Origin of the sequence: Arthrobacter sp. YD4, from assembly GCF_030410515.1 — a bacterium.
Lineage (GTDB): Bacteria > Actinomycetota > Actinomycetes > Actinomycetales > Micrococcaceae > Arthrobacter.
Map to the genome: position 1 here is coordinate 374478 of NZ_JAUHHD010000002.1, position 25612 is coordinate 400089.

At 70.4% G+C, this 25612-nt stretch carries 28 protein-coding genes and 3 tRNA genes; 9 read left to right on the forward strand and 22 right to left on the reverse strand.

What is annotated here, in order from left to right:
- Nucleotides 1-68 precede the first annotated feature (68 nt).
- The 13 genes from QWJ39_RS06100 to QWJ39_RS06160 form a co-directional block, all read right to left on the reverse strand.
- A complete protein-coding gene (locus QWJ39_RS06100; RefSeq protein WP_290256841.1) occupies nt 69-323 on the reverse strand; it encodes a hypothetical protein in 255 nt (84 codons plus the stop codon).
- 19 nt (nt 324-342) lie between these two features.
- On the reverse strand, nt 343-1233 hold the full coding sequence (locus tag QWJ39_RS06105; protein ID WP_290256842.1) for a carbohydrate ABC transporter permease: 891 nt from the start codon (nt 1231-1233) through the stop codon (nt 343-345).
- On the reverse strand, nt 1230-2270 hold the full coding sequence (locus QWJ39_RS06110) for a sugar ABC transporter permease (RefSeq protein ID WP_290256843.1): 1041 nt from the start codon (nt 2268-2270) through the stop codon (nt 1230-1232). The genes QWJ39_RS06105 and QWJ39_RS06110 overlap by 4 nt, the downstream gene beginning before the upstream one ends.
- A gap of 6 nt (nt 2271-2276) precedes the next feature.
- Nucleotides 2277-3569, reverse strand: a complete 1293-nt coding sequence (locus QWJ39_RS06115; protein WP_290256844.1) for an ABC transporter substrate-binding protein — start codon at nt 3567-3569, stop codon at nt 2277-2279.
- Between the two features lie 142 nt (nt 3570-3711).
- Nucleotides 3712-4323 (reverse strand): hypothetical protein, encoded by a 612-nt coding sequence (locus tag QWJ39_RS06120; protein ID WP_290256845.1) that lies wholly within the window; start codon nt 4321-4323, stop codon nt 3712-3714.
- The gene (locus QWJ39_RS06125; protein ID WP_290256846.1) at nt 4320-4988 is read right to left on the reverse strand and encodes a DUF6286 domain-containing protein; all 669 of its coding nucleotides are present in this window, start codon (nt 4986-4988) and stop codon (nt 4320-4322) included. The genes QWJ39_RS06120 and QWJ39_RS06125 overlap by 4 nt, the downstream gene beginning before the upstream one ends.
- Nucleotides 4985-5353 (reverse strand): hypothetical protein, encoded by a 369-nt coding sequence (locus tag QWJ39_RS06130; RefSeq protein ID WP_290256847.1) that lies wholly within the window; start codon nt 5351-5353, stop codon nt 4985-4987. Before QWJ39_RS06130 ends, QWJ39_RS06125 begins: the two co-directional genes overlap by 4 nt.
- Complete coding sequence (locus QWJ39_RS06135; RefSeq protein ID WP_290256848.1) at nt 5350-5541, reverse strand: hypothetical protein; 192 nt, start codon at nt 5539-5541, stop codon at nt 5350-5352. Before QWJ39_RS06135 ends, QWJ39_RS06130 begins: the two co-directional genes overlap by 4 nt.
- On the reverse strand, nt 5538-5996 hold the full coding sequence (locus QWJ39_RS06140; protein WP_290256849.1) for an Asp23/Gls24 family envelope stress response protein: 459 nt from the start codon (nt 5994-5996) through the stop codon (nt 5538-5540). Before QWJ39_RS06140 ends, QWJ39_RS06135 begins: the two co-directional genes overlap by 4 nt.
- 80 nt (nt 5997-6076) lie before the next feature.
- Complete coding sequence (locus QWJ39_RS06145; RefSeq protein WP_290256850.1) at nt 6077-6541, reverse strand: hypothetical protein; 465 nt, start codon at nt 6539-6541, stop codon at nt 6077-6079.
- Nucleotides 6542-6722: 181 nt separating this feature from the next.
- Nucleotides 6723-6798, reverse strand: a tRNA-Phe gene (locus QWJ39_RS06150).
- A 48-nt stretch (nt 6799-6846) separates the two neighbouring features.
- A tRNA-Asp gene (locus QWJ39_RS06155) sits at nt 6847-6920 on the reverse strand.
- A gap of 111 nt (nt 6921-7031) precedes the next feature.
- Nucleotides 7032-7104, reverse strand: a tRNA-Glu gene (locus QWJ39_RS06160).
- Nucleotides 7105-7298: 194 nt separating this feature from the next.
- On the opposite strand from QWJ39_RS06160, the gene QWJ39_RS06165 reads away from it, so the two are divergent.
- The gene (locus tag QWJ39_RS06165; RefSeq protein ID WP_290256851.1) at nt 7299-8333 is read left to right on the forward strand and encodes a PHP domain-containing protein; all 1035 of its coding nucleotides are present in this window, start codon (nt 7299-7301) and stop codon (nt 8331-8333) included.
- 19 nt (nt 8334-8352) lie between these two features.
- Here the strand turns inward: QWJ39_RS06165 and QWJ39_RS06170 are convergent, their stop codons facing one another.
- Nucleotides 8353-8955, reverse strand: coding sequence for a LysE/ArgO family amino acid transporter (locus tag QWJ39_RS06170; RefSeq protein ID WP_290256852.1), 603 nt, complete (start codon nt 8953-8955; stop codon nt 8353-8355).
- Nucleotides 8956-9023: 68 nt separating this feature from the next.
- Here QWJ39_RS06170 and QWJ39_RS06175 point away from each other — a divergent pair, with 68 nt between their 5' ends.
- The 4 genes from QWJ39_RS06175 (at nt 9024) to QWJ39_RS06190 (ending at nt 13084) form a co-directional block, all read left to right on the forward strand.
- On the forward strand, nt 9024-9905 hold the full coding sequence (locus QWJ39_RS06175; RefSeq protein ID WP_290256853.1) for an ArgP/LysG family DNA-binding transcriptional regulator: 882 nt from the start codon (nt 9024-9026) through the stop codon (nt 9903-9905).
- Between the two features lie 89 nt (nt 9906-9994).
- Nucleotides 9995-10987, forward strand: coding sequence for a DMT family transporter (locus QWJ39_RS06180; protein ID WP_290256854.1), 993 nt, complete (start codon nt 9995-9997; stop codon nt 10985-10987).
- Between the two features lie 9 nt (nt 10988-10996).
- A complete protein-coding gene (locus tag QWJ39_RS06185) occupies nt 10997-11431 on the forward strand; it encodes a metallopeptidase family protein (protein ID WP_290256855.1) in 435 nt (144 codons plus the stop codon).
- 195 nt (nt 11432-11626) lie between these two features.
- On the forward strand, nt 11627-13084 hold the full coding sequence (locus QWJ39_RS06190) for a C40 family peptidase (RefSeq protein WP_290256856.1): 1458 nt from the start codon (nt 11627-11629) through the stop codon (nt 13082-13084).
- A 13-nt stretch (nt 13085-13097) separates the two neighbouring features.
- Here QWJ39_RS06190 and QWJ39_RS06195 read toward each other — a convergent pair whose 3' ends face one another.
- The 4 genes from QWJ39_RS06195 to QWJ39_RS06210 all read right to left on the reverse strand — a co-directional run bounded on the left by QWJ39_RS06195 (nt 13098) and on the right by QWJ39_RS06210 (nt 17315).
- Complete coding sequence (locus tag QWJ39_RS06195) at nt 13098-13913, reverse strand: ABC transporter permease (RefSeq protein WP_290256857.1); 816 nt, start codon at nt 13911-13913, stop codon at nt 13098-13100.
- A 106-nt stretch (nt 13914-14019) separates the two neighbouring features.
- Complete coding sequence (locus tag QWJ39_RS06200; protein ID WP_290256858.1) at nt 14020-14994, reverse strand: ATP-binding cassette domain-containing protein; 975 nt, start codon at nt 14992-14994, stop codon at nt 14020-14022.
- An 80-nt stretch (nt 14995-15074) separates the two neighbouring features.
- Complete coding sequence (locus QWJ39_RS06205; protein ID WP_290256859.1) at nt 15075-16211, reverse strand: hypothetical protein; 1137 nt, start codon at nt 16209-16211, stop codon at nt 15075-15077.
- A 66-nt stretch (nt 16212-16277) separates the two neighbouring features.
- Nucleotides 16278-17315: a universal stress protein gene (locus tag QWJ39_RS06210; protein WP_290256860.1), complete on the reverse strand. Its 1038-nt coding sequence runs from the start codon at nt 17313-17315 to the stop codon at nt 16278-16280.
- Between the two features lie 307 nt (nt 17316-17622).
- Here QWJ39_RS06210 and QWJ39_RS06215 point away from each other — a divergent pair, with 307 nt between their 5' ends.
- On the forward strand, nt 17623-18294 hold the full coding sequence (locus QWJ39_RS06215) for an FAD-binding protein (protein ID WP_290256861.1): 672 nt from the start codon (nt 17623-17625) through the stop codon (nt 18292-18294).
- A 42-nt stretch (nt 18295-18336) separates the two neighbouring features.
- On the opposite strand, the gene QWJ39_RS06220 is transcribed toward QWJ39_RS06215, so the two are convergent.
- Nucleotides 18337-18972: a copper resistance CopC family protein gene (locus tag QWJ39_RS06220; RefSeq protein ID WP_290256862.1), complete on the reverse strand. Its 636-nt coding sequence runs from the start codon at nt 18970-18972 to the stop codon at nt 18337-18339.
- Nucleotides 18973-19085: 113 nt separating this feature from the next.
- On the opposite strand from QWJ39_RS06220, the gene QWJ39_RS06225 reads away from it, so the two are divergent.
- Nucleotides 19086-20528, forward strand: coding sequence for an NCS2 family permease (locus QWJ39_RS06225; protein ID WP_290256863.1), 1443 nt, complete (start codon nt 19086-19088; stop codon nt 20526-20528).
- A 170-nt stretch (nt 20529-20698) separates the two neighbouring features.
- A complete protein-coding gene (gene hutG, locus QWJ39_RS06230) occupies nt 20699-21691 on the forward strand; it encodes a formimidoylglutamase (RefSeq protein WP_290256864.1) in 993 nt (330 codons plus the stop codon).
- 58 nt (nt 21692-21749) lie between these two features.
- Here hutG and QWJ39_RS06235 read toward each other — a convergent pair whose 3' ends face one another.
- Nucleotides 21750-23054, reverse strand: a complete 1305-nt coding sequence (locus QWJ39_RS06235) for a cation:proton antiporter (RefSeq protein WP_290256865.1) — start codon at nt 23052-23054, stop codon at nt 21750-21752.
- 191 nt (nt 23055-23245) lie between these two features.
- On the opposite strand from QWJ39_RS06235, the gene QWJ39_RS06240 reads away from it, so the two are divergent.
- Nucleotides 23246-23500 carry a hypothetical protein gene (locus QWJ39_RS06240; protein ID WP_290256866.1) on the forward strand — a complete coding sequence of 85 codons (255 nt, stop codon included), beginning with the start codon at nt 23246-23248 and terminating at the stop codon, nt 23498-23500.
- An 87-nt stretch (nt 23501-23587) separates the two neighbouring features.
- On the opposite strand, the gene QWJ39_RS06245 is transcribed toward QWJ39_RS06240, so the two are convergent.
- Complete coding sequence (locus tag QWJ39_RS06245; RefSeq protein ID WP_290256867.1) at nt 23588-23824, reverse strand: hypothetical protein; 237 nt, start codon at nt 23822-23824, stop codon at nt 23588-23590.
- Nucleotides 23825-24014: 190 nt separating this feature from the next.
- Nucleotides 24015-25607 carry a histidine ammonia-lyase gene (gene hutH, locus QWJ39_RS06250; protein WP_290256868.1) on the reverse strand — a complete coding sequence of 531 codons (1593 nt, stop codon included), beginning with the start codon at nt 25605-25607 and terminating at the stop codon, nt 24015-24017.
- Nucleotides 25608-25612: the final 5 nt, after the last annotated feature.

A 25612-nucleotide genomic window follows, 5' to 3' on the forward strand; every position in this document is an offset into this window, starting at 1 on the left:
CTGCCGGGCAGGCTCCTGAAGCGGCTCCCGGACCGGGTCCGGGGTCCGGCTGCGTGTCAGCGCCGGGGTCAGCGCCGGCGGGAGCCGGTGCGCTCCGGCAGCCGCCGGCGCAGCCGTACCATTCCGTACAGCGCCAGCAGCGTCACCAGCAGGCCCAGCGCCCAGCCGAGGGCCGGCTGGGCGGTCACCTCCATCCAGACGGTGACCGCCAGCAGGACCACGGCCCAGAAACCAAGGAACCCGATGATGATGTCGAAGTCCTCGCCGGAGCGGACGCGGCGGTTGGCGCCGCGAATCTGACCCTGGTTTCCGGGCGTTGCCATCAGGACCCCGTTCCCGGGATCACTTGACCGCGCCGGCGGTGAGGCCGGCGACGATCTTGCGCTGGAACACCAGCACCAGAATCACGAGCGGAATCGTGACGATGGTGCCGGCGGCCATGATGGCCGTGTACGGGATCTGGTTCGGCTGGGCCCCGGCGAAGCTCGCGATCGCGACGGTGACCGGCTGGGTCGCGTCGGACGAGAGCTGGCTGGCGATCAGGAATTCATTCCAGGAGGAGATGAACGCCAGGATCGCCGTGGTGAAGATGGCCGGTGCCGCGAGCGGCATGATCACCTTCCGGAATGCCTGTCCCTGCGTGCAGCCGTCCACCCGGGCCGATTCCTCGAGCTCCCACGGCATTTCGCGGAAGAACGAGGTCATGGTGTAGACGGTCAGCGGCAGCACGAACGAGATGTTCGGGATGATCAGCGCCTGATAGGTACCCATCCAGCCGATGTTGGTGAACAGCTGGAACAGCGGGGTTATGAGGGCCACGCCGGGGAACATCGAGGCGCCCAGGATGAAGCCTAGGACCAGGAATTTGAACCGGAAATTCAGCCGGGCCAGGGCGTAGGCCGCGAACACGCCGATCAACAGGGACACCACGGTGACGACGACGCCGATGAACACGCTGTTCAGCAGGGCCTGGCCGAAGTGGTTGCCGAACGAGGTGTCGAACGCGGTATTGAAGTTATCCAGCGTCACGTGCGAGGGCAGGATCGAGGTGTCGTAGGTGAACCCGACCTCGCGGAAGGCCGTCACCACCATCCAGTAGGCCGGAGCCAAGCACCAGATGAGGATCACCGCGGCGCTGATGTACGTCCGGCCCTGGGCCCACTTCTCCCGGTTCTGCGCTGCCCGGCGCCCGCGGTCCTGCTGGGCGCGGAGCTCGGTTGCGGCGGCGGTCATTTCTTCCCCCTCGAGGCGCCGGTTTGCTGCTCAACCACGTTGGCTCCGAGGAACCGGACGAAGATGAACGCGACCAGGAAAATGATGATGAAGGTGATCGTTGACAGCGCTGCAGCCACATTGAAGCCCTGCCTGATCTGGTTGATCACCAGGATGGACAGCGTTGTGGTGTTGTTCGCGCCGCCGGTGAGGATGTACGGCAGGTCGAACATGCGCAGCGCGTCGAGCGTACGGAACAGGATCGCCACCATCAGCGCCGGGCGGACCAGCGGCAGGGTGATCATCCGGAACCGCTGCCAGGCAGTGGCACCGTCCACCTTCGCCGCCTCGTACACCTCGGCGGGGATCATCTGCAGGCCCGCCAGGATCAGCAGTGCCATGAACGGCGTCGTCTTCCAGACGTCGGCGATGATAACCGCCCACTTGGCCGGCCACTCGCTGCCGGTCCAGAGGATGGTGGTGTTGAACAGCTTGTTGGCAATGCCCTCGAACGCGAAGATGAACAGCCAGAGCTTGGCGGTCACGGCCGTCGGGATGGCCCACGGGACCAGGACGGCGGCGCGGACCAGGCTGCGGCCCTTAAAGGTGCGGGCCATGATCATGGCCATCCAGAAACCGAGGACGGTTTCCAGGGCCACCGTCACCACCGTGAAGAAGAAGGTGGTGGCGGTCGCGGACCAGAATTGCGAGCCCAGGGTACCGGGCGGGCAGGCCACGGTTCCGCCGTTGGGCGCGGAGCACTGCTGAGCGATCCAGTTGACGTAGTTGCTGAAACCGGCCGGGCCGCCCTCGGTGAAGAGGCCGGTGGCCGGGTCCAGGCCGGCGTCGGCCTGGAAGGACATCACGATGGCGCTGATGATCGGATAAACGATCACCACGGAGAGCGCCAGGATAGTGGGGGCGAGCAACCACGAAGCCCACTTGCCCTGGCTCGCGATGACGTTGTCCTCCCCCACGCCCTTCTTCGGGGCCCGCTGCGGGGCGGCCCCGCCCGACGCCGGCTTCTTAACCGGCGTCGGGCCTAGTTCGGTTGCCATGATGGACTACTTTGACTGGGTTTCGATGGACTTCTGCATGTCGGACAGTGCTGCGTCAACAGCTTTCTCGCCCTTGATGGCCGAGTATGCGTTGTCCTGGATGGCCTTGCTGACGGCCGGGTAGAACGGGGTCACGGGGCGCGGGACGGCGTTCTCGATGGAGGTCTTCAGCACCGGCAGGTACGGCAGCTTGGCGACCAGGTCCTTGTCGTCGTACAGCTTGGTCAGGACCGGGGCCAGCGAACCCTGGGTGGCGAAGAACTTCTGGGTTTCTTCGGTGGTGAGGAACTTCATGAAGTCCAGCGCGGTGGCCTTGTTCTTGGAGTAGACGCTCATGCCGGCGCTGTGGCCGCCGAGGGAGGAGGCACCGGGGCCGGACTTACCCGGAAGGGCGGTCATGCCCAGGACGTCCTTGACCTTGGAGGAACCTTCGGTGGTGGCCAGGTTGTAAACGTAGGGCCAGTTGCGCAGGAAGAGCAGCTTGCCGTCCTGGAATGCCTGGCGGGATTCCTCTTCCTTGTACGTGATGGCTTCCTTCGGGATGTTGCCGTCTGCGTAGGCCTTGGCCAGGTTGCCGAGGCCGGCCTTGGCATCATCCGTGGTCAGGCTCGGCTTGCCGTCCTTGTCCAGGACGGAACCGCCGGCGGAGTTGATCGCCTCGGAGGCGTTCACCGTCAGGCCCTCGTACTTGGAGAACTGGCCGGCGTAGCAGCCCATGTTGTTGGACTTGGCGATCGAGCACATGCTCATCATCTCGTCCCAGGTCTTCGGCGGGGTGGGCACCAGGTCCTTGCGGTAGTACAGGATGCCGCCGTCGGAGGATTCGGGGGCCGCGTAGAGGGTGCCCTTATAGGAGGCGGCGTCGAGGGTCGGCTTCAGCATGCCTGAGGTGTCCAGCGCCATCTTGTCCTTGAGCGGCTGCAGCCAGCCCTTGGCGGCGAATTCCGCGGTCCAGACGACGTCGACGCTGACCACGTCGTAGTTGGCGTTCTTGGCCTGGAAGTTCTGGACCAGGTCATCGTGCTGCTGGTCTGCCTGGTCGGTCTGCTCCTTGAACGTGACCTTCTCGTTCGGGTGTGCCGCGTTCCACTTTTCGATCAGCGGGCGGACGACGTTGCTGTTGTCCTTGCCCTGGACGTACGTGATGGGACCCCGGCCGTCCATGTTTGCGGCCGCGTCACCGCCACCCGAGTTGCCGCCTCCGCCGCCGCTGGAGCTGCCGCCGCCACCGCAGGCGGACAGGGAGAGGGCCAGCACACCGGCCGCGGCCACGGGAAGTAGATACTTACGGGTTTTCATACAGGTGCTCCTCGCTGAGTACCGGTGGAACCGGTGATGCATTCATGTGGTACCGATCACAGTAATCAGCCTTACCAATAAAATGCAAGCGTTTACATCGCGAGTTGAGGAAGAGTTTCACAAACGCGACACGAAGCAGGGGTCAGCGCACCCGTTCGGCGCGGGCGAACCTGGAGCGGGCCCCGGAGCCGATGTGGATGAGCACCGGGGTGCGCCGTCCGATCACCGCGTCCAGCGCTTCCACCAGCGCCGAAACCTCGGCCGCGAGGAGGTGGGGGGCGACACCTTGACGGGGCTGGACCCGGATTCGGAGGCCGGGCCGGCCCCTGAAGTCGTAGGTCGCCACGGTGGCGCCGGCCAGGTCGGGGCGGCCGGCGAGGGCGGCTCGGAGCGCCTGCTCGGCCACGCCGCCGCCGATCCGGACGTAGCCGGGGACCTCACCGGCGTCGTCCTCGGCCACGAGGATGTTGGAGCGGCCCTTGCCCTGCTGCGCCAGCCACGCCACCATCGCCACGATCACGGCCATGAGCAGGAGGACCATCACGATCCAGAGCCAGCTCTCGGACTGGCCGGGGATCCGCGTGCTCTCGGACAGGGTCCGGATGTTCGCCCAGGCGCCGGATGACCAGCCCTGCCACCAGGCGGCGACGGCGGGCACAGCGGCCAGCAGGACCAGCAGCAGCCCGACCGCCAGCAACAGAAGGCCGAAGATGCCTGCCAAGATCCGGTTCAAAACGCGCGGGGTGCCGTTCATGCGCCGATCACCCCCGAGGAGGCCACGTTGACCCGGACGGCGGGCATCGGTTCGGGCGCCATGTCGCGCAGTTCGGCCTCGACCGCGGCCTGGACGTCCCCGGCACTCAGCGGGACACCGGAGGTGGGCCGGACGTTGACCTGGACCTCGCGGCGGGAGACCACCACCATCACCTGTTCCTGGGTCACGTTGGCAGCCAGACGGGCGCGCCGGGCAAGGGCGGAGGCGATCACCTCGTCGTCCACGACGACGGCGGCGCGCGGGTCCGCGAGGACGTGCCGGGCGCGGCGGCCCGGCAGGACGGCGGCCATGACGAAGCATGCGCCCGCGGCCAGCAGGATGGCCCCCACGGTGCCCAGCAGGACCGGCGGGACCCCGGCGGGCAGGGCGGTGACCTGGTCCGCCGCGGTCTGCGGGTCGATCAGCCAGGGCGGCTGGCCCACGGCGCGCACCGCCGTTTCCAGCAGCGCGTAACCGCAGACGGCGATCACCAGGATGGCCGCCACCACGGCGGCACCGGCGCGGGAGGAGGTGGTCTCGCGAGCCAGGATCCGCTGCCTGGCGGCCTCGCCGAGGGAATCGGGATTGGTAAAGGTTGCGGGGTTTCCGGGCCGCTCGGGCAGGGGGCCCGGCGGGACGTCGTTCCGCTGCGCTGCGTGTGTCACCTAACCCGCCCTCCGTCGGTGATGGTGGCGCCGCTGATGCGGATGTCGACGCGGCTCAGCTGCGCGCCGCTGAGCTCCGTAACCCGGCGCAGGATCTGCGCCTTGGCCGCGACGGCACGGTCCTGGATGGGTCCGCCGAAGGACGCCACCCGGGACGGGTCGCGCAGCACGGACGTCAGCGACGGGACGGCGATGGGGGTGACGAGCGAGAGGGCCAGCAGGCCGTCGTCGTCGGTCCAGTCAGCGCGCACGTCCTGCGCCGGGACGCCCAGCGCCTCGGCCGCCGCGGCGCGCGCCACCGACGTCAGCGCCTGGGTGTTGATCCGGTTGTGTCCGGCCAGCTGCCGCCCGGTGGCCACGCTCATGAGGACGAGCGCCGGCCGGTGATGGCGTCGAGGACTCCGCGAAGGTCCAGTTTCCCTTCCGCCGCGCGGCCCAGCAGCCCGCCGATCGCCATGAAGAGCAGGGAACCAAGGAAGCCCCAGGCGCCGAACGCAAAGGACATGAACGCCAGGAACGCTCCGGCGGCAATACCGGCGATGGTGGGACTCATTGCAGGACCTCCCGGGTGGGACGGGCGTCCGCGGCCGCCGGCTTGGGCGGGCCGGGGACGAACACGTCGTGGATTTCGACATTGACCTCGATGACCTGCAGGCCGACAAGTTCTTCCACGGCCGCGTATACCGCGGCGCGGATCTGGTCTGCCAGCGGGTGCAGGGGCGTGCCGTAGAGGGCCACCAGGTCGATGTCCACGGCCACCTGGGTCTCACCCACCTCGGCGCGGACGCCCGCGGCGTGGTCCACGCTGCCTACCGCGTCGCGGATGGCACCCAGGGCACGGGACGGGCCGCTGCCCAACGAGTAAACACCGGGCACGGAGCGGGCGGCGATCCCGGCGACCTTGGCGACGGCGGTCTCGGAAATAACGGTGCGGCCGGAGGCGGCGGACGCCGCGGCCGGAACCAGCGCGCCGTCGGCAGCGGCCGGGTGGGAATCCTGGTAGTCCATGGGGCACTCCCTTCTCTTTTCCACCACCCTAGCCCGTGGGGCCGACGATGGGGATGAGGCGGGAGGAACCGTCCGCCGGGCTACTTGCAGTTGGCGGCGATCCAGCCGGTGACAGGGGCCATGGCGGCCTGGAATTTGCCACTGCTGTACACGGTCTGGTCGCTCAGGCCGGCCACGGCCACCTGGTTCAGCTTGCTGAAGGCGGCCTTGAGGCTGTCCGGCACGCGCTCCGCGGTCCGGCTCAGCTCCGCCTTGTACTGCTCCAGCTCGGCGGTCTTGCCCTGCGCGGCGGACATCGGCAGAAGCGAGGCGCCGGTGGCCTGCTCGGAGATGGTCTTGCAGGCCTCGGCGGCCGACGGGAAGTCGCCCCACGGGCCGGGGGAGGCGGTGGCGCTGGGCGTTGCGGTGGCAGAGGCCGTGGCGGGCGCGGGAGCGGACGACGCCGGGGCGGAGGCTTCGGGGGCCGAGCAGGCGGTCAACGCCAGGGCGGAGACGACGGCGGCGAGGGTCAGCGGGCGGGCAACGGCGGGCAGGATGTTCTTCACGGTTACTCTTCTGGTCGAGATTGCGCCACGGGGTCCGCAGGACCGGCCGTGGCCTTGGCGTTCTTCCCCAGCGTGCGAGTCTAGCCCGGGGTCCCGGCGTGTCCCCAAAACGGGCGACCCGGCCCTGGAATGGGCTTAAAAGAAGAAAAGCACCAGTCCGAAACGGACTGATGCTTCCCAGTGGTGGCTCCGACCGGCGTCGATCCGGTGACCTTTCGATTTTCAGTCGAACGCTCTACCAACTGAGCTACAGAGCCTAGGTGACATGTCACCATGACCGCCGGAATTTCTTCTGGCAACCAAAGCGACCCTGACGGGACTTGAACCCGCGACCTCCGCCGTGACAGGGCGGCGCGCTAACCAACTGCGCTACAGGGCCTTGCGTGTACTGCTTGTTACTGCTTTTCTTGCCCGTGCCGTATCGCTACCGCACTTTTTCAAGGACTCTAGCTTACCAGACTTTTTCACCCGGCTTGACCAGCTCCCAGCGTACCCCCAACGGGATTCGAACCCGTGCCGCCGCCGTGAAAGGGCGGTGTCCTAGGCCGCTAGACGATGGGGGCCAGGACGCCGTCCGGCAAACCATTGATGCCGGGACAAAAGCCACACGCCGAAGCCGTGATTCCTGCGCCCGCCGGGTTCCTCCGAACTGGACCTCTAAAACTATAGGGCCAAGTTCCGGAAACTCCAAAATCGGTTGCCCAATCCGGGAATAAGCTCTGGACAGGGCCCGCCGGGGTGTGTGGATGATGGTCGGATGGACGCCATCGCAGCCCTCAACGAGATCGCTTTCTGGCTGGAGCGCGAGCTCGCCGGGACGTACAAGGTGCAGGCTTTCCGGAAGGCGGCCGGCGCCGTCGCAGGCCTCTCCCCTGAGGAGCTCGCGGCCCGGCGGGCGGACGGCCGGCTGAAGCGGATGAAGGGCATCGGCGACCGGACGTTCGAGGTGATCGCCCAGGCGGTGGACGGCCGGGTGCCCGACTACCTCGCCGGCTTGAGGGAACGCGGCGCGGCTCCGCTGGCGGAGGGCGGCCACGAGTTGGCGGCCCGGCTGCGCGGGGACCTGCACAGCCACAGCAACTGGTCCGACGGCGGATCCCCGATCGAGGCGATGCTGGACGCGGCCCGCACCCTGGGCCGGGAGTACCTCGCCCTGACGGATCATTCGCCGAACCTCAAGGTGGCCAACGGCCTGAGCCCGGAGCGGCTCGGCGAGCAGCTGGACCTGTTGCCGGGGATCGAGGCGGACCAGGACTACGACGGCCGGGTGCGGACCCGCCTGCTGGCCGGCATCGAGGTGGACATCCTGGAGGACGGGACCCTTGACCAGAGCCCGGAACTGCTGGGCCGGCTGGACATGGTGGTGGCCAGCGTCCACTCGAAGCTCCGCGCGGACTCCCGGACCATGACCGCCCGGATGCTCGGGGGTATCCAAGACCCGCACACCCGGATCCTAGGCCACTGCACCGGCCGGCTGCTCTCCGGATCACGGGGGACGCGGCCGCCGTCGGACTTCGACGCAAAGGCAGTCTTCGCCGCCTGCGCCGAACACGGCGTGGCCGTGGAGATCAACTCCCGCCCCGAACGCCAGGACCCGCCGGATGAGCTGGTCCAGCTGGCCCTCGAGGCCGGCTGCCTGTTCAGCATCGACAGCGATGCGCACGCCCCGGGCCAACTGGACTTCCTCCAGTACGGCGCGGAACGGGCGGTGAGCAACGGGGTCCCCGCGGACCGGATCATCACCACCTGGCCGGTGGAGCGACTCCTGGAGTGGGCCGGGCGGGGGCGGTAGCGCACCGCCGCCCCGCACCTCAGGCCAGGAGGGCCACCGCCAGGGCCACCATGACGACGGCGACGCCCGCGTCCAGCACCCGCCAGGCCCCGCGGCGCCGGAAGAGCGGCGCGAGGTACCGCGCGCCGACGCCCAGGGCAGTGAACCAGAGGATGCTTCCCAGGCCGGCGCCGGCGCCGAACCACCACCGGCCGGGATCGCCCTGGGCCGCGGCGAGCGAGCCAAGCAGCAGCACGGTATCCAAGTAGACGTGCGGGTTGAGCCAGGTGAAGGCGAGGCAGGCGCCCAGGATCGCCAGCCGCGGCCGGGGCTGGCCGCCGCCGGAAATTTCCATCCGCTCGCCCCGGAATGCCCGCCGCGACGCCATCAGCCCGTAGGCCAGGAGGAACGCGGCCCCGGCCCACCGGATCACGGTGATGGCGGCGGGCGCCCGGTCCAGCAGCACCCCGATCCCGGCGACGCCGGCCAGGATCAGCACCAGGTCCGAGGCGGCGCACACGGCCACCACCAGGCCCACATGCGAGCGCTGGATGCCCTGCCGGAGCACGAAGACGTTCTGCGCGCCGATGGCGACAATGAGGGAGAGCCCGGCGGATAGGCCGGTGAGCAGCGGAAGGATCACCCCGCCACCGTATGCCGCTCGGAAGATTGAAACCAGTTAATGATTCTGCGGCAACATAAGCTGGTCTAATGATGGATATCACGCCGGAGCAGGCCCGCACGCTGGCGGCCATCGTGGCCGAGGGGAGCTTCGAGGCGGCCGCTGACGAGTTATCCGTCACAGCCTCCGCCGTAAGCCAGCGGATCCGCGCCCTGGAGACCGCCGTCGGCAGACCCGTGCTGACCCGGGGCCGTCCGCCGGCGCTGACCGACGCCGGCCACGTGGTGGTGCGCTACGCCCGGCGGCTGGAACTGCTCACCGCGGACCTGGCCGAGGAACTCCAGCCGGCCGGGCCCCATACCGCCCCGCGGCTGACACTGGTGATCAACAGCGATTCCCTGCACACGTGGGCACTGACCGGAGTGGTGGCGGCCGGTACCGCGGCCCGGCTGGAGATCCTGCGCGAGGACCAGGAGCATTCACTGGACCTGCTCCGGTCCGGGGCGGCCGCCGCGGCCGTGACCGCCACCGCTGAGCCGGTGCCCGGCTGCACCTCCCGGCGACTCGGGACCATGCGGTACCTGGCGGCCTGCACCCCGGACTTTGCCCGCCGCTGGTTCCCGGACGGAGTCTCCGCTGACGCCCTGGACCAGGCGCCGATGATGGCCTTCGACCGCAAGGACGACCTTCAGGACCGGTGGCTGGCCTCGATGCAGTCCTCCGGATCCCGGCCGCCGCGGCACTACATCCCCGCCGCGCAGGAGTTCGCCGACGCCATCCGGCAGGGCCTGGGCTGGGGCCTGATGCCGGACCTGGAGCTGGACGGGGACCTCCGGTCCGGCCGCCTCGGCCTGCTCTCCCCCGGGACCCCGGTGGACGTGACCCTCTACTGGCAGCAGTGGCGGCAGGGGTCCGCCGCCCTGACCGGGGTCGCAGACGCCATCCGGGCCGCCGCCAGCGTCCTGCACTGAGCGGGTCCCGCCCCGGCCTGGCAGGAACTCGACGAGACGTGGCCGATTTCCGCCAGCCGGGACGCTCCGGCGGGAGCTAGATTGGCACTATGGCAACAACGGCCGGCAACGGCACTGGACTCCCCCAGCACAGCAACCTCACGGCACCCGCGGATCCCGCCCTCCCCGAGCCCCCGCGCACCCCGGGCACGCCGCCCGCCGTCAGCGGCCGCGGCATCGCCGCCGTCGTCGTCACCGTGCTGCTGTGGGCGTCGGCCTTCGTGGGAATCCGCGCCGTCGGCCCCAGCTTCTCCCCCGGCAGCCTCACCCTGGGCCGGCTGGCCGTGGCCGTCGTCGCGCTGGGCGTGGTGGTGCTGCCCCAGCTGCGCCGCACCGGCATCATCCCGCGGGGCCGCGAATGGTGGCCCATCCTGGCCTACGGGGTGATGTGGTTCGGCGGCTACAACGTGGCCCTCAACGCCGCCGAGCACCTCCTGGACGCCGGGACGGCCGCGCTGCTGATCAACGTCAACCCGATCCTGGTGGCGGTGATGGCGGGGATCATCCTCAAGGAAGGCTTCCCGCGCTGGCTGATCATCGGCAGCCTGGTGGCCTTCGGCGGCGTGGCGGTGATCGCGCTCGGTTCCGGGCAGCAGTCGAAGGGGGACGTGGCCGGCGTGCTGCTCTGCCTGCTGGCCGCCGCCCTCGCCGCCGTCAGCGTCATCATCCAGAAGCCGGTGCTGCGCAAGGTCCCCGCCGCCCAGGCCACCTGGTTCGGCATCCTCGTGGGCGCGCTGTGCTGCCTGCCCTTCGCGGGCCAGCTCGTCACGGAGGTCCAGGCCGCCCCGCTGCCGGCCACCCTGGGGCTGGTCTACCTCGGCGTCTTCCCCACCGCCATCGCGTTCACCACCTGGGCCTATGCGCTGTCCCTGATCGACGCCGGCCGCCTGGCCGCCACCACCTACCTGGTGCCGGGCACCACCATCCTCATTTCCTGGCTGCTGCTGGGTGAGATCCCCACCGTGTGGGGACTGGTGGGCGGCGTGATCTGCCTGGCGGGCGTCGCGCTGACCCGCCGCCGGTCACGTCCGCGCCCGGCGTAGGGTTTTCCCATGACCGCTTCCCTGCCGCCCGGACTGCCGATCGTACCCGCCGGAAACGACGACCACGGCGGCGCCGGGTTCTCGATGTCGGCGGACGACTTCGAGACGGCGGTCACTGACGCCCTGGACCGGATCCCCCCGCGGCTGGCCGCGACGATGAACAATGTGGCCGTCTTTATCGAAGACGACTACGTCCCGCAGCCCGGCGAGGACCCGGAGACGGTCCTGTTGGGCCTCTACGAGGGCGTGCCCCTGACCGAGCGGGACTCCTGGTGGGACGCAGGATCGCTGCCGGACCGGATCACCATCTACCGCGGCCCCATCTTGGATCTCTGCGCCTCCCGCGAGGAGGTGGTGCACGAGGTCACGGTCACGGTGGTGCACGAGATTGCCCATCACTTCGGCATCGACGACGCGCGGCTGCATGAGCTCGGCTGGGGCTGAGCCGACGCCGCGACACGCCGGAGCAATCGCTTCCGAATGACACTCGTGTTGTTTATGTTATTCATGTGACCTCTGTTGCCAAAGTGGCTTTTGGCACGTAGCCTCAAGCCTGCTGGGCGATCCGCAGAGGGTCTTTTTTCGTTGCCATCACTCCTCCCCTCGCTCGCGCCAGCCTGACTGCAGCGAGGTTTTCCCATGATCTGGTCCGGAACCGGCGGCAGGGCCGCGGCCCTGTGTACCGCCGTCGTCCTCCTGGGTGCCGCCGCGCTCCCGGCGCACGCGGCCACCGCCGCCCCGGCCACCGTCCAGCGGGTCCCCGCCTCGCCCGAGCTGCCGTCCCCCGAGGAGATCGCCGCCGCGAAGTCCGACGCCGCCGCTGCCGCCGCCGAGGTGGACCGGATCGACGGCCTCCTTGCCGACGCCTCCGTGGCCCGCGACACCGGCATGGCCGCCTCCCTGGCCGCCAACAACGCCTACACCGATGCGCTGGTGCAGCTGCAGATCCGCAAGGATGCCGCCGCGCTCGCGGACGCGAAGGCCTCCGCCGCGGAGGCCGAGCAGGCCGAGGCCCGCAAGGTCATCGGGCAGCTCGCCGGCGACCTGTACCGCAACGGCGGCATGACTCCGGGCCTGGGCAGCCTGGTGGGCGGCAACGGCGAGACGCTGCAGCAGGCCGCCACGCTGGAATCCGTCGCGGCCAGCCGCACCCGGGCGTTCCAGGCCGCGGAAACCGCCGCCGCGGCAGCCGCCTCCACCAAAGACGCCGCCGCCGAGGCCCGCCGCGCGGCCGATGACGCCGCGGCCACCGCGGAATCCCGCAAGTCCGACGCCGAGCGGGCCAACACCGAGCGACAGCGGGCCGTGACCGAGGCCGCGGCGCAGAAGACCGTGCTGGTGGGCCAGCTCGCCACCCTCCGCAACACCACCGCCGCCCTCGAGACCGAGCGGGTGGACGGGCTGGAACGCCAGCGCCAGGAGGCGCAGCTGGCCGCGGTGACGGCAGCGGCGGCCAGGGCCCCGCAGACGGGACAGGCGGGCACCGCCCCGTCCGCGCCGCAGGCGTCGGCGCCGCAGTCCGGGAACCAGCCGGCCGGCACCACCGGAACCCCCCAGGGAAACTCACCGGGGAACTCTCCGGCGGCCCAACAGCCCGCACCCGCCCAGCCCGCTCCGGCCCAGCCGGCACCGCCGGCCGCCGCGCCCGCACCGGTCCAGCCGGCTCCCGTCCAGCCCGCCCCGGAACAGCCGGCCCCCGCGCCGGTCCTGCCGCCGTCCACCGGCGGCTCCAACCAGGTGGCGATCTCCTCGGCCCTGGCCAAGGTGGGCGCGCCCTACTTCTACCAGTACGGCGGCACGGGAGCCTACGGCTTCGACTGCTCAGGGCTGGTCCAGAACGCCTTCGCCGCCGCCGGCAAACGCCTCCCGCGCACCGCGGCGGACCAGTTCGCCCAGGCGCCGGTGAAGGTTCCGCTCTCCGCCGCCCAGCCGGGCGACCTGTTGGTCTGGGGCTCCGCCCCAGGCTTCTACCACGTGGCCATTTACCTGGGCGGCGGCCGGGTGGTCCAGGCCCTGAACCCGGACGCCGGCATCACCGTCACGGACATCGCCGCGATGTCCGGCATGCAGCTCTACCCGTACGCGGCCCGCTACTGACGCGGTCCGGGCGTCAGGACAGGACGTCCTTGGTGGCGAACCGGGCGTAGGCCAAGGCGCCGAACACCGCCACATACCCGGCCTGAAGCAGCGCGTTGGCTCCGAACGAATCCCAGCCGACCGGCTGCCGGAGCAGGTCGGCAAAGTCCAGCCAGCGGTGGCTGAGCAGCCACGGATGGAGCCAGTCCAGCTGCGGCAGCGCGTCCGCCACCTGCGAGACCACGGCCAGGACCACGGTGGCCGCCATCGCCCCGACCGGGACGTCGGTGAGGGAAGAAACGAACAGCCCGACGGCGGAGAGCCCCAGCAGGGACACCGCCAGATACGCGGCGATCAGGAGCAGCCGGCCCACCGCCTCGGCGACGCCGATGGTGTCCCCGGAGAGCAGCGTCACCGGCCCCACCGGGAAGAGCAGGGCGCCGATGCCGGCGCCGGCCAGGGCGACGGCGGCCGGGGCTGCGACGGCGAACGCCGCGGCGGCAAGGTACTTCACCAGCACCAGGCGGCCGCGGCCGGCCGGCGCCGCCAGCAGGTACCGCAGGGTCCCCTGGCCGGCTTCCCCGGCGAGGGTGTCCCCGGCCACCACGCCCACCGTCAACGGCAGGAACAATGGGACGGCCACCACCATGGCCGTGATCCCGACGAAGAGTCCGTTCTGGCTGATCCGGTCCAGGAAGGCGGGGCCGCGCCCCGGCGGCACGGCGGAGGAGAGCCGGACGGCGACGGCGATCAGGATAGGGATGGCCGCGAGCGCCAGCAGCATGGCCCAGGTACGCCGGCGGCGGAACAGCACGGCCAGCTCCGAGCCGAGCAGCCGGAGCACCGGCACGGGCCTGGTCGATGCGGACGGCCGGGGCGTTGTCCGGGGCTGGCGCTCGGACCGAAATCGGTCCGCGGACCCCGATTCGGATGCAGGCGTCTCCCGCGGCGCCGGTTCAGCGGGCGACATCGAAGCCCTCCCCGGTCAGTTCCACGAAGCGGTCCTCCAGGCTGCCCTGCTCCACCGCGAAGCCCCGCACCCTGACGCCCGCGGCCACCAGGGCGGAGACCAGATCTTCCGGCGGGGGCTGCGGCGCCACGGCCGGGCTTTCCGGCAGCGGCGCGGTGACTTCCCCGTCCTGTCCGGCCGCGGCGGCAAGGCCCAGGCCGCGGAGGACCCGGACGGCGTCGTCCGGGTCGGGAGTACGCAGCCGCACCCGTGCGTGGCCGTCCTGCCGGAGCTGCGCCAGCGTCCCCTGGGCCACCACTCGTCCTGCGCTCATGATTGCGGCGTGCGTGCAGATTTGTTCCACCTCGGCCAGTAGGTGGCTGGAGACGAAGACGGTGGTGCCGTCCGCGGCGAGGGACCGCACGAGGTGCCGCACCTCGCGGGTACCCTGCGGGTCCAGGCCGTTGGTGGGCTCGTCCAGGACCAGGAGCTCGCGCGGGGCCAGCAGCGCGTTGGCGATGCCCAGCCGCTGCTTCATGCCCAGGGAGTAGGCCCTGACCGGCTTGTCCGCGGCGTGGGTCAGTCCCACCCGTTCCAGTGCCCGATGGACCCGGGCGTGCCGGGTCCGGGCCGGGGCCTCGGGGTCCGCTGCGTCGAACCGCAGCAGGTTCGCCGTGCCCGAGAGGAACGGGTAGAAGGCCGGGCCTTCCACCAGGGCGCCGACTCGTGGGAGCACGGACCTCAACTGCCGCGGCATCTCCTCGCCCAGGACGTGGACGGTTCCGGCGGAGGCCGCCGCCAGGCCCAGCAGGATCCGGATGGTGGTGGTCTTCCCCGAGCCGTTGGGGCCGAGGAACCCGAAGACGGAGCCCGTCGGGACGGCCAGGTCGACGCCGTCGACCGCCAGCTGGCGGCCGAACCGTTTACTCAGGCCGAGGGTCTCGATGCTGAGGCCGGACGGCCCGGGACCCGGTTCCGCCACACGCCCAGGGGCCGCCGCACTCCCCGGAGGCGTCTCCCGCACCGGGGAGACGGGGTTCCCGGCACGCCCGGAGCGGTCGGTCACTGGCCGCCGGCCGCGGCCTGCAGCCGCGCCAGCGGCACGGACCCCAGGAACACCCGTCCGTCGTCGAGAATCAGGACATTCAGCAGTGCCGTGGACAACAGCCGGCCACCCGCCACGGGGACCGCGGCCTGTTGGAGCAGGGCCGCCGCATTGCCCGGCGTGGCACCGGCGGCGCCGGATGCCGCGGGCGTCAAGGTACCGGCGGGCAGTTCCAGCACGGAATCCCAGCCGCTGCCGCTGACCTTGCGCTTCCCGGCCTGCGGGTCATTGCCGGTTCCGGACGGCTTGTGGGCGGCCTGGCCGGAGTGATCCTGCCCGGAAGGATCCCGGGCGGGAAGTTCCTTGACACTGGCGCCGGCCGGCGGGGTGAACTGGAAGATTCCGGCGTCCGGGGCGGTCAGCGAGATGGCACTGAACGCCACCCGGAAGGCCGGGTCCGCCTGGCCGCGGGCCTTCAGTTCCACGCCCAGCGGCAGCCCCGTCTGGCCGTCCACCATGATCGCCGCCGAGGCCATCAGCGTGTCCGAGCTCTTCGGGGTGAGGACCAGCTGGTAGGCAGAGCGGCCGGCGACGTCGACGTCCGGCGCGAGGGCCACATCGCTGGTGGGTTTGAGCGCGGCCAGGAGCTTCGCTGCCAGCGCATCCGGCGTGGGGACCGCCCCGGCGTCGGTCCCGGATCCGGCGCCCTTGCCCATGCCCTGGTGTCCGGCGTCGGCGGGGATGACGGCGTGGGCGGCGGAGTTGTCCTTGGAGGAGTAGAGCCAGAGGTCGTTGCCGCGGCGGATGACGTCGCGTTCGGCGAGCCGGTCCAGCACCTGCACGCGGAGGTTCTCGGTTCCGTTGCGGTAGACGCGAGCCGTGTGCGGTCCGGTCAGCAGCTCAAGCCAGGCGGTCTCCGGGGAGCTTCCCGGCCCGGTGGTGGGCAGTTGGGGAAGGCCCAGGCTGGAGGCTTGGTCCAGCGTGCCGGAGAACGCGGCCTGGTGTTGCCCGGCCATGAGGGCGATCACCTCGGCCGGGGTCTTCGAAGGCAGCGGATCCTTGGCGCTGGCCGGGACAGACCCCGCCAGGACTCCGGCGGCGATCACGGCGGGGACGACGGCGGCTGGCATCCAGCGCAGCCACGTGCGGGTCATGACGACCGCGCTCCTGCATGGCAGTTCATGTATTAACTCTACGCCCGCCGGTGATGGGCATCACGCTCAGGAGCGGCCGAGCACCGGCCCGAAGTTGGCCCGGTCCGCCAGGCGCGGATCCTCCCGGTCCGGGACCACCATGACCGGTCCCTTGGTGTGGTGCAGGATGCCGTCCGAGGTGGAGCCCAGGAGCATTCCGGCAAAGCCGCCGCGGCCGCGGGTGCCCACCACCACCAGTTCCACGTGGCGGCTGGCTTCGACCAGGACGTCCACCGGTGAGCCGTCCACCAGGCTGGTCTCCACCTCCAGGTTGGGGAAGTGGCTCTTCACCCAGGCGACGCCGGCGTCGAGCTGGACCCGGATGTCGGCGAACAGGGCCTCCCGGTCCATCGGGGCGGGAACCCAGGCGAGCGAGCCGCTGTACTGCGGCACGGCGCAGACAATCCGCAGCTTCGCGGCGAGCCGCTCCGCCCCGGCGGCGGCCTCAAGGACGGCCACCCGGGCCTGGTCGGAGCCGTCGACGCCCACCACCACGACGTTCTCCACCGGCTGGTGGCCCGACTTCTCGCGCTCCGCCCGGACGTGCCGGTCCTCGGTGGTCTCGCCCAGCCGGTCGCCGCAGACCAGCGGGACGGTCACGGTGGGGCACTTGGCGTGGGCGGGCAGGGCGCTGCTGACCGACCCGAGCAGCCGGCCGACGAATCCACCCCGGCCCCGGGTGCCGAAGACCAGCAGGTCAGCGGTCTCGGTCATCTCCAGCAGGACCCCGGAGGCGTCGCCGTTCTCCACCGAGGCGTCGACGTCGATCGAGTACCCGGCCACCTTGTCCATGGCCTGCTTGAGGATGGCTTCTGCGCCCTCGCGGATGACGGAGTCGTCCACGGTGGCGTAGCCGCCGTCGAGTCCGGAGGCGGCGAAGACGGGCACCGAGTAGGCGGTGACGATGTGCAGCGGTTCCTGCCGTCGTTCGGCTTCCCTGGCCGCCCACACGAGGGCACAGTGGCTGTGCTCGGAGCCGTCGACGCCGACGACGATGCCGCGCACGGCGGGGCGTTCCCCGCCGGAATCGCCGTCGCGGTATGGGTGCGTCTGTTCCTCGGCCATGGGGTCCGCCTCCTCGCGAATGTGGCTGTGTTGCGGCTATTCTGCCAGATCAGCGGGGCCTCGGCGTGCACCTCCTCGGACCGTCGCCGGACCGCCCGCACGCCCACTCCCGGGCATTGCGTCAAAGTCTTTAACGCGGGTCTGTTCACGGTCAGAATTGTTGGGTATCCTCTGAGGCATTGCTGAACCGAGACTCGTCTTTCAGATCTGATCATCCCCCTGGGATGCCCTGAGACGGGTCCGGAAAGCTGTCCGGGCACGGGCCCGGATCCGGCATTATTCGAGGAGGGACCCTGCAGTGTCGAGCATGCCTGTGAACGGCGGAATCGAACGGACCAGCACTGTGGTCATCGGTACGGGTCTGTCCGGTTTGGCGGTGGCCAGCGAGCTGCAGCGCCGCGGCGTCGACGCCATTGTGGTCGAAGGCCTGGACCTCCTCGGGGCCGCCAACCCGGCCAACACCTCGTCCCTCCAGCGCTGCGACGCGGCCGACGCGGCCACGCTGCGCGAACGCAACGAAATCCTCCGCCACCTCCGCAACTACGCCGCCAGCCACAACCTTGACGTCCGCGGCTCGGTCCGCGCCCTGCAGCTGGACCGGCTGATGGCCGACGGCGCCGGGGCGGGAACCGCCTGCCTGGCGGGCACCTCCGGTTCCGACTACGCCATGGCGCCGTCCCAGGGCTGGGCGGTCCGGACCCCGGGCGGAATCCTCTACGCAGACCACCTGGTGCTTACCCGCTGCGCGCACAGCCAGCTGCGGCGCATGCTGGTGGAGCTCGGCGTCGCCGTCGGCCAGAACCTGATGGCCGCCATGCACGCCCTCGGCATGTACCTTGTGGGCGTGGGCGAACTGATCACCCCGACGCCGAAGGAAGTGCTGCGGCAGGCCAAGGTCGTCGGCCAGGCCATCTCGGCCAAGGTGCACCCGGAGGGCCTGCCGTCCCTGCTCGGCGGCCAGCTGGCGCGGCCCGCCTGACCCGCAGCCACCTAAACCGCAGCCGGTTGGAACCGTCGCGGGTTAGACCCGGTCGTCGTCTCCGGCCTGCAGCCGGCGCTTCGCCATCAGGCCCAGTGCCACCAGGATGCCGATGGCGACGGCCACGAAGATCACGATGCTCCACGGAAACGGCTCCGATGCGTCCTTCACCGGCGTCGGGGCGATGGTCGTCCCGGGCTCGGCGGTGCCCATGGTCGGGACGGTGTTGGCGCCCGTGGACGCGCCCGCCGACGCTGCCGCTCCCGGAGCCGCGGCCGCCGCGGTGAAGCCGAAGGTTCCCTCGATCGGGTGTCCGTCGGAGCTTGCCACGCGCCACTGCACAGTGAACCGGCCGGCGGGGGCGCCCGGCTTCAGCGGTTGGGACGCGACGTTGTCCACGATCTGCACGTCGCCGTCCGCCCAGTTGCTGCCGCCGGCGTCGTTGACCTTGATCTGCGAACCGATTGCCAGGGGGTGGTTGCTGAGGGTGATGGAGACCTTTTCCGGCGGGGCGGGCAGGCTGGCGTCGGCCGCCGGGCTGGTGGATTCCACCGAGTCGTGGGCGGACGCGGGCGCTGCCGCCAGGACGGTCAGCCCCAGCGCGGCCGCGACGAATAGCAGCACCGCGGTCAGGCAACGGATCAGGGCGGAAGCGGGAGTGTAGCGGTAAGAAGGCATGACGGAGCGACTCCTTGAGTGTTGGCTTCCTTACAGACTAGGCGAATCTGGCAGGTGGGCGCCGTCACTCCTAATAGGATTTAGCCAACACTCTTTTCCCTCCCGGAGGACCAATGCTTAAGCAGGGCTCTGCACTCGACCGGTATTTCAAGATTTCCGAACGGGGGTCGAACTTCTCCCGTGAAATCCGCGGCGGGTTCGCCACGTTCTTCGCCATGAGCTACATCGTGGTTCTCAACCCGCTGATCCTCTCGGGCGCGGACTCATCCGGCGGCACCCTCGGCTTCCCCGCCGTCGCCGCCGTCACGGCCTTTGTGGCCGGCATCCTGACCATCCTGATGGGCGCCTGGGCCAAGCACCCGTTCGCCCTGGCCACGGGCCTCGGCGTCAACGCCTTTGTGGCAGTCACGGTCGCCACCAACCCGGGCCTGACCTGGCCGGACATGATGGGTCTGGTGGTCCTCTCCGGCGTCACCATGCTGATCCTGGTCCTCACCGGCTTCCGGACCGCCGTGTTCAAGGCCGTCCCGGAGGGCCTCAAGACCGCGATCGTGGTGGGCATCGGCCTGTTCATCGCCCTGATCGGCCTGGTCAACGCCGGATTCGTCCGCCGCATCCCCGACGTCGCCGGTACGACCGTTCCCGTGGGCCTGGGCTTCGACGGCAAGCTGCTCGGCTGGCCCACCTTCGTCTTCGTCGTCGGCCTGATCCTGACCATCGCGCTGGTGGTCCGCAAGGTCAAGGGCGCCATCCTGATCGGCATCATCACCTCCACGATCCTCTCCGTGATCCTGGAATTCACCCTGCACATCGGCCCCAGCTTCGACGGCAAGAACTACAACCCGCAGGGCTGGTCCCTGGTGGCTCCGAAGTTCTCCGAGTGGGCCGCCCCGGACCTGTCCCTGATCGGCAAGGCCAACCCGTTCGGCGCCTTCGAGCACCTCGGCGTCGTCGCTGCCACCCTGCTGGCCTTCGTGATCCTGCTCAGCATCTTCTTCGACGCCATGGGCACCATGGTGGGCCTGGCCACCGAGGCCGGCACCATCGACAAGGACGGCAACATCCCCAACGTTGACCGCGTCCTGCAGATCGATGCCCTGGGCGCGATCGTGGGCGGCGGCGCGTCCGTCTCCTCCAACCAGATCTACGTCGAGTCCGGCGCAGGTATCGGCGAGGGCGCTCGCACCGGTCTGGCCTCCGTGGTCACCGGCCTGCTGTTCCTCGTGGCCATGTTCTTCACCCCGCTGATCAACCTGGTTCCGTTCGAGGCCGTGGCCCCCGCCCTGGTGGTGGTGGGCTTCATGATGGTCTCCCAGGTGGGCAAGATCGACTGGCAGGACTGGGGCATCGCGATCCCGGCCTTCCTGACCTTCACCCTCATGCCGTTCACCTACTCGATCGCCAACGGCCTGGGCGCCGGCTTTATCTCCTTCGTGCTGATCCGCCTCTTCCAGGGCCGGGCCCGCGAGATCCACCCGCTGATGTGGGCCGTGGCCGCCGCGTTCCTGCTGTTCTTCGGCATCGGCCCGATCGAGGCCGCGCTGGGCATCCACTAGGAGTCGCGCGCTCTTCCGGAGGGCACCCCGCCGCAGTGTTTCACCGCGGCGGGGTGCCCTCCGGCGTTTAAGCCCCGGGTTGTCCCGGGCGCCGGTACGTTTCCGGGATTCCGGACAGGACGACGGCGGGTGCGCTGGTTTTCCTCCGGTCGCTGCGGTGAGCTAGGAGCATGCCTCTCCTCTGCCCCGCTCCCGACGTCGCGCCCCAGCCCTGGTCCGGAAGGTTCGACGGCGACGGCGCCGAGCACCGCCGCTGGTGGCAGGCGGTCACGCCCTACCCGGCGGCCTCCCCGGAAGCCTCCAGGGACCGGGCAGGAGGCACCCCCACACCCACGTCCGGGGATTCCCGCGCCGCGGTCCTGCTCGGCTTCGCCAGCGACGCCGGCGTCCGGCGGAACAGGGGCCGCCCCGGCGCGGCCGCGGCCCCGGCCGCCCTCCGCGCCGCCCTCGGCCCCCTGGCTTTCCACTCCGGCCGGACCGTCCACGACGCCGGGGACATCACCGTCGAGGGGGATGAACTGGAGGCCGGGCAGGTCCGGGCCGGGCGGATCGTCAGCGGCCTGCTCGACGCCGGTGCGCTGCCGGTGGTGCTGGGCGGAGGCCACGAAACCGCCTTCGCCAGCTACCTGGGCGTTGCCGGGAGCGGAGCGGTCCGGGACGGGCTCCGCGTGGGCGTGCTAAATCTGGACGCCCACTTCGACCTGCGGGACGAACCGGTCCCCAGCTCCGGCACCCCGTTCCTGCAGATGGCCCGCGCCGAAACGGCCGCGGGGCGAGCGCTGGAGTACGCCGTCGTCGGCATCTCCGAACCCAACAACACCGCCGCCCTGTTCCGCACAGCCGAACGCCTGGGTGTGGAGTACCTGCTGGACGAGGACTGCACCGCGGACGCCGCTGCGGCGTTCGTCGCCCGCTTCCTGGACCGCGTGGATGCGCTCTACCTGACGATCGACCTGGACGTGTTGCCCGCGTCGGTGGCGCCGGGGGTCAGCGCCCCGGCCGCCTACGGGGTGCCGTTGCCGGTGATCGCGGCCGTCTGCCGGCAGGTGGCGGCGAGCGGAAAGCTGCTCCATGTGGACGTCGCGGAGCTGAACCCGGAGTACGACGTCGATGCGCGCACCGCCAAGGTCGCCGCGCGGCTGATAGACACGCTGCTCCGCTGACGCCGGGGCGGGGCACTGCCGCGGGTGCCCCGGCCACTGCCAAGGTCCCCAGACTTACCTAGATGGGGGTGTGCGGGGCGCGGTCCTCATCGCCGTGGACCTCGATCGCGCGGCGCTCGCGCAGCCGGTCCAGCCGGTTCATCACCGGGGCCGTGGTGGCCCCGTGCAACACGATCGACATCGCCACTACCAGGCCGACGAAGGCCCAGAGCTGCTGGGCCTGGGCGGCGAAGTTTCCGTGTGCCACGGCGAATGCCAGGTAGTAGAGCGAGCCGATGCCGCGGATGCCGAAGAAGGAGATGGCGATCCGTTCCCGCGGGCCGGTCTTGCCCCGAGCCAGCCCGAGCCACCCCGCCAGCGGCCGCACGATCAACAGGAACGCCAGCGCCACCAGCACCTCGGTCCAGCCGATTCCGGCCAGCAGGCCGCGGGCGATCGCGCCGCCCAGGAGGACCAGGATCACCACTGTCAGCAGCCGCTCGAGCTGTTCGACGTAGGAGTGCATGACCCGGTGGAAGCCGTGGGTGCGCTCCGCCGCGCGGATAGTGAGGGCGCAGACGAAGACCGCCACGAACCCGTAGCCATCCAGCAGCTGGGTGACGCCGTAGGCCAGGAAGGTGGCCGCGAGGGCCACGAAGCCCTCCGAGTGGTTGGAGAGCCGGATGGTCTCGTGCCGGGCGGTGAAGAAGAGCCGGCCCAGCAGCTTGCCCGTGCCGAAGCCGAGCAGGACGCCGATGACGATCCGCCACAGCAGGTCCACGGCCAGGAAGTGGCCCAACCAGGCCGAGGGTGCGGCGCCGACGAAGCTGATGGCGATGGCCAGGTACACGAACGGGAAGGCCAGACCGTCGTTGAGCCCCGCCTCGGAGGTCAGCCCGAACCGGATCTCGTCCTCGCGTTCGGTCTCCTCGTCCTCGTCCGCCGGCTCCCCCACCTGGACTTCGGAGGCCAGCACGGGGTCCGTGGGGGCGAGGGCCGCGGCCACCAGGAGTGCCGCACCCAGTCCCAGGCCCAGGAACCAGAGCCCCAGCAGGGTCAGGCCCACAATGCACAGCGGCATGGCCAGGACCAGCATCCGCCAGGTGGTGGACCACGCCTTCCGGCCGACGGGACGGTCCAGCGCCAGGCCCGCGCCCATCAGCGAGATGATGACGCAGACCTCGGTGAGGTGGGCGACGAAGTCCCCGTGCTGCAACGGGTCAGGGTCCGGCAGCGAGGGGATGAGCGTGAAGGCCAGCATGCCGCCGCCGAGGAAGACCATCGGCATGGACAGGGGTGCGTTGCGCAGGAGCTTCGGCAGGATGGCGGCCACGAAGACGGCGATCCCGGCCGCGGTAAAAACGATGCTGGGAGCTTCAAACATGCGCATGCCCTCCTGTGGAAACCGGATTGCGGGCCCGGGCCGGGGGTCCGGGCGCGGCCCCCGCAGGGGAGCGTGCCGTTGCCTCAATCGTGTACCGCTTCTTGCACCCTACCGGCTCCGGACAGGCCCATCGTGCCCCGCAGACTAGAATAGAGGGCGGCCAAACGGCCTGATTCAACGAAAGACCAGTAATGAACACACACACCATGCGGGCCGTCGGCCCCGATGCCACGTCCATCAGCCTCTCGTTTGACAGTGCGCGCGAAGTCCACAGCGGCCTCGAAAACGCCGTCAACACCCTGATCGCCTCGGCGTCCGTCGAACGACGCTGCGGCATCCGGGTCACCCGGCACCAGCCGGGCGCCTACACCGTGTCCCTCGATGACACCGTGCCCTTCGGCGAGACCCACGAGAGCCACGAGAGCCGCGAGGCCATCGCCGCGTAGCGGACTCCTGGACATGCGGAAGGCCGGTGAGGGACCTCCTCACCGGCCTTCCGCATGTCCGGGTCCGGGCAGTCTGCGTGTGCTGCGCTAGCTGCGCCGGACCTGGACGCCGTCGGACTTCAGGAACAGCTGCGCCTCGCCGGGCGCCGCCGGCACCAGCCAGAGGACGTTCCCGCTGTCCGAGACTTCTTCCACGGACCCGGCCGCGATCAGCTGGGCGTGCTTAAGGATGTCCACCCGGTCCCCCGCCGTGAGGCTCCGCCAGTCCGAGACCGTGGCCGCGAATGCCGAGCGCCTGGACAGGACCGTCCCGCGTGCTTTCATGAACGTCTACCCCTTTGTAGATCTTGTCGCTGTGTGAATCTGTGGTGTGAATCCATGCTCTGAATCCACTGCGCGCACCGGTGTGGCACCGGTCATAGTTTTACTACATTCCGCCCCGCCTCGGCGGACCGGGCGCCGAACATTTCGGGAGGTCCCCGAAACGCCCGGCGTCCCTGCATTTTCTGCGTCGTCAGGCCAGATTTCCGACGGCGGATTCGGCGGCGTCACGGACGGCGCCGGAGCCCACCAGCCGGTCCGCGGCCTCCAGTTCCGGCGAGAGGAACCGGTCCGTTCCCGGCCCCTCTACCACGCCGCGGAGGGCGGCGATCACGGCGGAGCCCGCCGGCCCCGGTTCGAGGGTGCCGTCGGAGAGCTGGGTTCGGATGTCCAGGGCCCGGGCGGAGGTGACCAGTTCGATCGCGAGCACCCGGCGCAGGTTCTCCACCGCGCGCCGCAGCTTGCGCGCGGCATGCCAGCCCATGGACACGTGGTCCTCCTGCATGGCCGAGCTCGGAATCGAGTCCACCGACGCCGGGACGGCCAGCCGCTTGTTGTCCGAGACCAGCCCGGCCTGGGTGTACTGGGCGATCATCAGGCCCGAATCCACGCCGGGGTCGGAGGCCAGGAACGCAGGCAGCCCGTGCGAGCGGGCCGGGTCCAGCATCCGGTCCGTGCGGCGTTCGGCGATGGAGCTCAGGTCCGCGACCGCGATCGCCAGGTAGTCCAGGACGTAGGCCACCGGGGCGCCGTGGAAGTTCCCGTTGGAGCTGACCCGGCCATCCGGGAGCACCACGGGGTTGTCGATCGCGGCGGCCAGCTCCCGGGACGCCACCAGGGCGGCGTGGTCCACGGTGTCACGGACGGCGCCTGCCACCTGGGGTGCGCAGCGCAGGGAGTACGCGTCCTGGACCTTGGTGTCGTTGACCCGGTGCGAGGCCACGATCGGGGAGTTCGAGAGGACCCTCAGCATGTTGTCCGCGGAGGCTGCCTGCCCGGGATGCGGCCGGAGCGCGGCGTGCAGCTCGGGCAGGAACACCTGGTCCGTGCCGAGCAGCGCCTCGACGCTGAGCGCGGCGGTGATATCCGCCGTCGTCAGCAGCAGCCGCAGGTCCGCGATGGCCATCAGCAGCATGCCCAGCATGCCCTCGGTGCCGTTGACCAGGGCCAGGCCTTCCTTCTCGGCCAGCGTGACGGGTTCGATGCCGTGCGCGGCCAGCAGCTCCGCGACCGGAGCCTCGCCGCGTCCGCCGTAGCGGGTGCCGTCGGGACCGGTGGCCTCGCCCTCGCCCATCAGCACAAGGGCCACGTGGGACAGCGGGGCCAGGTCGCCGGAGCAGCCGAGGGAGCCGAACTCGCGGACCAACGGCGTGATGCCGGCGTTCAGCACATCCACCATGGTCTGCAGCACCACGGGCCGGACCCCGGTGCGGCCGGAGGCGAGGGTCTTGGCGCGCAGGAACATAATGCCGCGAACCACCTCGCGTTCCACGGCCGGGCCCATGCCGGCGGCGTGGCTGCGGATCAGCGATTTCTGGAGCTGGGTGCGCAGTTCGGCGGGGATGTGCCGGTTGGCCAGGGCGCCGAAGCCGGTGGAGATGCCGTACGCCGGGACCTCGCTGTTGGCCAGCCCGTCGATGTGGGCGCGGACCTTCTCGACGGCGTCGAGCGCGTCCTGGGCGATGGTCACCCGGGCGTCGTGGCGGGCGACGGCGACGACGTCCTCGGGCGTGACGCCGCTGGCGCCGAGGGTGACGGTGAGCGGCGAGTGGGCGGTAAGGGTCATCGGAT

What these genes read in the sequence shown, in the direction of transcription:
- QWJ39_RS06135 (WP_290256848.1), bottom strand. Translation starts at nt 5,541, where the DNA reads ATGAGTCCCACCATCGCCGGTATTGCCGCCGGAGCGTTCCTGGCGTTC.
- QWJ39_RS06220 (WP_290256862.1), bottom strand. Translation starts at nt 18,972, where the DNA reads ATGCCTTCTTACCGCTACACTCCCGCTTCCGCCCTGATCCGTTGCCTG.
- QWJ39_RS06130 (WP_290256847.1), bottom strand. Translation starts at nt 5,353, where the DNA reads ATGAGCGTGGCCACCGGGCGGCAGCTGGCCGGACACAACCGGATCAAC.
- QWJ39_RS06180 (WP_290256854.1), top strand. Translation starts at nt 9,995, where the DNA reads ATGGCAACAACGGCCGGCAACGGCACTGGACTCCCCCAGCACAGCAAC.
- hutH (WP_290256868.1), bottom strand. Translation starts at nt 25,607, where the DNA reads ATGACCCTTACCGCCCACTCGCCGCTCACCGTCACCCTCGGCGCCAGC.
- QWJ39_RS06190 (WP_290256856.1), top strand. Translation starts at nt 11,627, where the DNA reads ATGATCTGGTCCGGAACCGGCGGCAGGGCCGCGGCCCTGTGTACCGCC.
- QWJ39_RS06215 (WP_290256861.1), top strand. Translation starts at nt 17,623, where the DNA reads ATGCCTGTGAACGGCGGAATCGAACGGACCAGCACTGTGGTCATCGGT.
- QWJ39_RS06175 (WP_290256853.1), top strand. Translation starts at nt 9,024, where the DNA reads ATGATGGATATCACGCCGGAGCAGGCCCGCACGCTGGCGGCCATCGTG.
- QWJ39_RS06205 (WP_290256859.1), bottom strand. Translation starts at nt 16,211, where the DNA reads ATGACCCGCACGTGGCTGCGCTGGATGCCAGCCGCCGTCGTCCCCGCC.
- QWJ39_RS06245 (WP_290256867.1), bottom strand. Translation starts at nt 23,824, where the DNA reads ATGAAAGCACGCGGGACGGTCCTGTCCAGGCGCTCGGCATTCGCGGCC.
- QWJ39_RS06210 (WP_290256860.1), bottom strand. Translation starts at nt 17,315, where the DNA reads ATGGCCGAGGAACAGACGCACCCATACCGCGACGGCGATTCCGGCGGG.
- QWJ39_RS06115 (WP_290256844.1), bottom strand. Translation starts at nt 3,569, where the DNA reads ATGAAAACCCGTAAGTATCTACTTCCCGTGGCCGCGGCCGGTGTGCTG.
- hutG (WP_290256864.1), top strand. Translation starts at nt 20,699, where the DNA reads ATGCCTCTCCTCTGCCCCGCTCCCGACGTCGCGCCCCAGCCCTGGTCC.
- QWJ39_RS06225 (WP_290256863.1), top strand. Translation starts at nt 19,086, where the DNA reads ATGCTTAAGCAGGGCTCTGCACTCGACCGGTATTTCAAGATTTCCGAA.
- QWJ39_RS06140 (WP_290256849.1), bottom strand. Translation starts at nt 5,996, where the DNA reads ATGGACTACCAGGATTCCCACCCGGCCGCTGCCGACGGCGCGCTGGTT.
- QWJ39_RS06240 (WP_290256866.1), top strand. Translation starts at nt 23,246, where the DNA reads ATGAACACACACACCATGCGGGCCGTCGGCCCCGATGCCACGTCCATC.
- QWJ39_RS06235 (WP_290256865.1), bottom strand. Translation starts at nt 23,054, where the DNA reads ATGTTTGAAGCTCCCAGCATCGTTTTTACCGCGGCCGGGATCGCCGTC.
- QWJ39_RS06185 (WP_290256855.1), top strand. Translation starts at nt 10,997, where the DNA reads ATGACCGCTTCCCTGCCGCCCGGACTGCCGATCGTACCCGCCGGAAAC.
- QWJ39_RS06105 (WP_290256842.1), bottom strand. Translation starts at nt 1,233, where the DNA reads ATGACCGCCGCCGCAACCGAGCTCCGCGCCCAGCAGGACCGCGGGCGC.
- QWJ39_RS06120 (WP_290256845.1), bottom strand. Translation starts at nt 4,323, where the DNA reads ATGAACGGCACCCCGCGCGTTTTGAACCGGATCTTGGCAGGCATCTTC.
- QWJ39_RS06110 (WP_290256843.1), bottom strand. Translation starts at nt 2,270, where the DNA reads ATGGCAACCGAACTAGGCCCGACGCCGGTTAAGAAGCCGGCGTCGGGC.
- QWJ39_RS06165 (WP_290256851.1), top strand. Translation starts at nt 7,299, where the DNA reads ATGGACGCCATCGCAGCCCTCAACGAGATCGCTTTCTGGCTGGAGCGC.
- QWJ39_RS06100 (WP_290256841.1), bottom strand. Translation starts at nt 323, where the DNA reads ATGGCAACGCCCGGAAACCAGGGTCAGATTCGCGGCGCCAACCGCCGC.